This window comes from Fusibacter sp., assembly GCF_057447755.1.
The window spans coordinates 1-4,429 of sequence record NZ_JBVBZF010000291.1 but is presented as its reverse complement, the minus strand read 5'-3'; the positions used below and the strand labels follow the sequence as shown (position 1 = coordinate 4,429).

Sequence of the window (4,429 nt, the reverse complement as noted above, 5' to 3'; positions counted from 1 at the left end):
TCTTTTTGCCATAAAACAACGAACACAGCAATGATCATGACCATAATAGCTACGAATGGCAATATAACAGCTGTACGAATAGACATTAGTTTTTTAGGCATATTTCTTGTCCCCCAAATATTATTTGTCCCATATATTATTTCTCTAAGAATATTTATACCTACATTATTGTAATTCATTCAAGTATATTGAAATTAGTATAAAAATAATTGTTTTCTTGCCATTTGCTCTTGCCCTATTGCCCATAAAAAAAGACCCTATCTCAAAAGAGATAAAGTCTTTCCATGTTATTAACAACCTTAAATTAATCTATTAGTAAATATGTTTTCCTACACCTTAAGTGCAATATTAGTTCCCAAATCATCTGCATGCATACTTCTAATTGGCTCAACATGCTTGATGATAAACTCATCAACTTGTTCTGAACTTCTCCCGATATAATCTGAAGGATTCAATAAAGTTTTAATGTCACTGTCAGACAAATTAAAAGATGGATCTTTTGCAATACGCTCTAAAAGGTCATTCTCAAGGCCAAACTCTTTCACCATACGGCCTGCTTCCATAGAGTGAACTCGAATAGATTCATGCATTACTTGTCTGTCGCCACCTTTTTTAACAGCTTCCATGATGATGTTTTCAGTTGCCATGAAAGGTAATTCTGCCATAACATGTTTCTCGATAACCTTTTCGTAAACGACAAGACCTGTGGTTACATTGTTTGCAATATCTAGACAAGCATCAATCGCTAAGAATCCTTCTGGAATTGCCAAACGCTTATTAGCGCTGTCATCCAGGGTTCTTTCAAACCATTGAGTTGCAGCAACCAATTGAGGGCTAGATGTCAATGATAAGACATACTTACAAAGAGAAGAAATTCGTTCACTTCGCATTGGATTTCTCTTATATGCCATAGCAGATGAACCGATTTGCTTCTTTTCAAAAGGCTCTTCAATTTCCTTTAAGGATTGTAAAAGTCTTAAATCGTTGGTCATTTTATGAAGGCTCATCGCCACGCCTGAAAGGACACCAAGTACTTTTGCATCAATTTTACGTGTATAGGTTTGGCCTGTAACAGCAAGTGTTTCTTTGAAACCCATCTTTTGAGATACAAGCTCGTCTAATTGACTTACTTTTTGGTGGTCGTTTTCAAACAAATTGAGATATGAAGCTTGAGTACCAGTAGTCCCCTTTGCCCCTCTCATCTTCATTTGATCCATGAGTATGCATACATCTTCATAATCCATTACCAAGTCCATTAACCAGAGCGTCGCTCTTTTTCCAACCGTTGTAAGCTGTGCTGGTTGATAATGTGTAAAACCTAGTGTTGGAATATTTTTAGTCTCATCTGCAAATTTTCCGAGTTTATCAATTAAAACCGCCAATTTTTTCTTGACGATTGCAAGTGCTTCCTTCATGACGATCAAGTCAGTATTATCACCAACATAAGCACTTGTGGCCCCTAAGTGGATGATTGGCATTGCATTTGGACATTGCTCGCCGAATGCATGTACATGCGCCATAACATCATGTCTAACTTCTTTTTCAAACTCTGCAGCACGTTTGAAATCGATATTATATATGTTATTTTTCATTTCTTCAATTTGAAGATCTGTGATATTTAGTCCTAATTCTTTTTCTGCTTCAGCCAAAGCGACCCATAGTTTTCTCCAAGTTGAGAATTTTTTCATCGGTGAAAATTGTTTTAACATTTCTTCACTAGAATATCTTTCAATTAATGGGTTTTGATAATTTTCGTACATCATTTACCTCCAAATTGGAATAAAGACGGTTTAAATCCGAACTATTTCTCCAACAATTATATTTTTATACACCTTCTTTATCAATTATAGACTAAATTGATTTGCGGTGCAACTTAAAAAAAGAGCACAAAGGCTCTTTTAATGATTTAATATTAAGTTCATTTTTATCTAGGTTGAACAATCAACTTTATTGCTGTTCTTTCCTCGCCATCTATGATGATATCTGCAAATGCAGGAATACAAACAAGATCAATTCCAGAAGGTGATACAAAGCCTCTCGCAATAGCAATTGCTTTAATAGCCTGATTAATAGCACCAGCGCCAACCGCTTGTATCTCAGCACTTCCATGTTCTCTAATAACGCCTGCTAAAGCACCAGCAACAGAATTAGGATTCGATTTCGAAGAAACTTTTAATACTTCCATGAGCATTGCCTCCTTTTAAATATTGTGCTTCTGAATAATTAGTTTGATAGCAGTTCGTTCCTCGCCATTGATCATTACTTCGGTAAATGCCGGAATGAAGCTCAAATCAACGCCACTCGGTGCCATAAATCCTCTCGCAATGGCAATGGCCTTAACAGATTGGTTTAGCGCGCCAGCCCCAACTGCTTGAATTTCAGCGCTTCCATTTTCTCTAATAATGCCTGCAAGCGCACCAGCTACAGAATTAGGGTTTGAATGACTTGCTACTTTTAATACTTCCATTTCTGTTATCCTCCTTACTGCTAATAGAGTTCGTATCTAATTATAGAAAAATATACCCTATGTAATAAGGACTAAACAAATTCATTTTAAAATCAGTTTTGGTGTGTTTCATATGTATAAAGGGATTATGATCATGCCTCTTTAAGATAAGGCAAGCTTATGGCTCAAATTTTGTTGCTTAACAACATTTGAACCATCTTCGATGTCTCAAAACAATTTTCGCTGACGCTGTTTGAGGTTGAAGACTCCTCATCACAGCTTTCGGCTCAAATTTTGTTGTATATAATCATCTAACCGCTTTTCGCAAGTTGATAATTCTTTCTCAAAGCTGAAAGAGAACTAATGATCTATATAATTAAAAAGGCTCTACAATAAATGTTGGGGTGGATAAATCCACCTCAGCATTTTTTAGTTTTTTGAAAATAAAAATGCACTTATAATCCATGCTCCTGTAAAATGTTGTTGTCTAGACAAACAAAAGAAAGGAGATATCAAATAAGTGCATTCTAATTTTACCAGTAAAATACTCGATTTAAAAGACTGTTATGTAAAAAAAATAATCCATGGTGATTCTTCCACAACCTTTGTAATCTCTACCAAGGCAAAACTAAGCAAATGTCCATGCTGTGGCAAAGAAACCACGAAAATTCATGACTACAGAGATCAACGTATTAAAGACCTTCCCTTCATGTTCAAAACCACTTACTTGGTTTTAAGAAAACGAAGATATGCTTGTTCTTGTGGAAAACGATTTTATGAACCTTATGAGTTTCTCCCAAAGTATCATCGTATGACAAGGCGTCTAGTTGCCTTCATTTGTAACGAGCTTCGGGATTGTGTTCCCACGACTCTTGTGGCTAAAAAAGCTAACGTTTCAACTTTTACAGTAAGCCGCATCTTTGATAATATTCAATACTCCAAGCCCTCGTCTCTTCCAAAAGTTCTTGCGATTGATGAGTTTAAAGGAAATGCTGGAGGCGAGAAATATCAATGCATCTTAGTTGATCCAAAGAAAAAAATGATTTTGGATATTTTGCCAGATAGAAAACAAGAACACCTCATCCAGTATTTCAAATCCTATTCAAGACACGAGAGACTTAAAGTACAATTTTTCGTCTGTGACATGTGGAAACAATATACTGAGATTGCAAAACTGTATTTTCCGAATGCGACGATAATCATTGATAAGTACCATTTTATCAGACAGGTTACTTGGGCCATAGAAAACGTGAGAAAACGAGTTCAAAAGAACATGACCCCAGAACTAAGGAAATACTTCAAGCGAAGTAGAACTCTTATAACAAAGAGATATGCAAAACTTAACGATGGAGAAAAGGAACGTCTAGAAGCAATGCTCTTATATAACGATGATCTTAGACAAGCTTATAGGCTCAAGGAAGCTTTCTATGACATTTGTCATAACAAGAAATACGCTATACAACGAAAAGAGTTTTACGAATGGCTTAAATATGCTGAATCACTTAATCTAAGAGAATTTAAGGCTTGCGTCACTGCTCTAAAGAACTGGAGCAAGGAGATATTAAATGCCTTTAAATATGGCTATACCAACGGCTGCACTGAAGGTTTCAACAATAAAATCAAAGTCCTAAAACGCGTCAGCTTTGGTGTGAGAAACTTTCTGCGTTTCAGGAATCGAATCTTACATCTCAACTAAATATTGTAAATTTAAAACTACCTATCATGGTAGCTTATTAATAATGCTCAAAATACGCTTTAGTTCTATCTACTCATTAAAAGCCCCAAAAACAAGAAAGGAGCAGGAATTCATGGAATCCCCACCCCAACTATTGACTTAGAGCCAATTTAAAGAGCGTTAATCTAAAATAAGATTAACGCTCTTTCCATTTAATTTTTTAGTCTTGATTAACTGGTTCTGCTGAAACTTGTTCTTTTTCAACTGTTTCAGTTTCACCTTCAGCTTCAGAATCGTCTTCTTTAATT

General features: G+C 35.7%; 4 protein-coding genes. 1 reads left to right on the top strand and 3 read right to left on the bottom strand.

What is annotated here, in order from left to right; genetic code table 11:
* Positions 1–329: 329 nt before the first annotated feature.
* From purB to AC220I_RS18685, 3 genes are all read right to left on the bottom strand, one after another.
* Positions 330–1,760 carry an adenylosuccinate lyase gene (purB, locus tag AC220I_RS18695; protein WP_486725380.1) on the bottom strand — a complete coding sequence of 477 codons (1,431 nt, stop codon included), beginning with the start codon at positions 1,758–1,760 and terminating at the stop codon, positions 330–332.
* 164 nt (positions 1,761–1,924) lie between these two features.
* Entirely contained in the window at positions 1,925–2,185 is a 261-nt protein-coding gene (locus AC220I_RS18690) for a stage V sporulation protein S (RefSeq protein WP_486725379.1), read from the bottom strand.
* 15 nt (positions 2,186–2,200) lie between these two features.
* Positions 2,201–2,467, bottom strand: coding sequence for a stage V sporulation protein S (locus AC220I_RS18685; protein WP_486725378.1), 267 nt, complete (start codon positions 2,465–2,467; stop codon positions 2,201–2,203).
* 499 nt (positions 2,468–2,966) lie between these two features.
* Between AC220I_RS18685 and AC220I_RS18680 the strand changes: the two genes are divergently transcribed.
* Positions 2,967–4,142 (top strand): ISL3 family transposase, encoded by a 1,176-nt coding sequence (locus tag AC220I_RS18680; protein WP_486725377.1) that lies wholly within the window; start codon positions 2,967–2,969, stop codon positions 4,140–4,142.
* Positions 4,143–4,429 lie beyond the last annotated feature (287 nt).

Excerpts from the sequence above, each read along its gene's own strand:
- AC220I_RS18690 (WP_486725379.1), bottom strand. The coding sequence starts at position 2,185 with ATGGAAGTATTAAAAGTTTCTTCGAAATCGAATCCTAATTCTGTTGCT.
- purB (WP_486725380.1), bottom strand. The coding sequence starts at position 1,760 with ATGTACGAAAATTATCAAAACCCATTAATTGAAAGATATTCTAGTGAA.
- AC220I_RS18685 (WP_486725378.1), bottom strand. The coding sequence starts at position 2,467 with ATGGAAGTATTAAAAGTAGCAAGTCATTCAAACCCTAATTCTGTAGCT.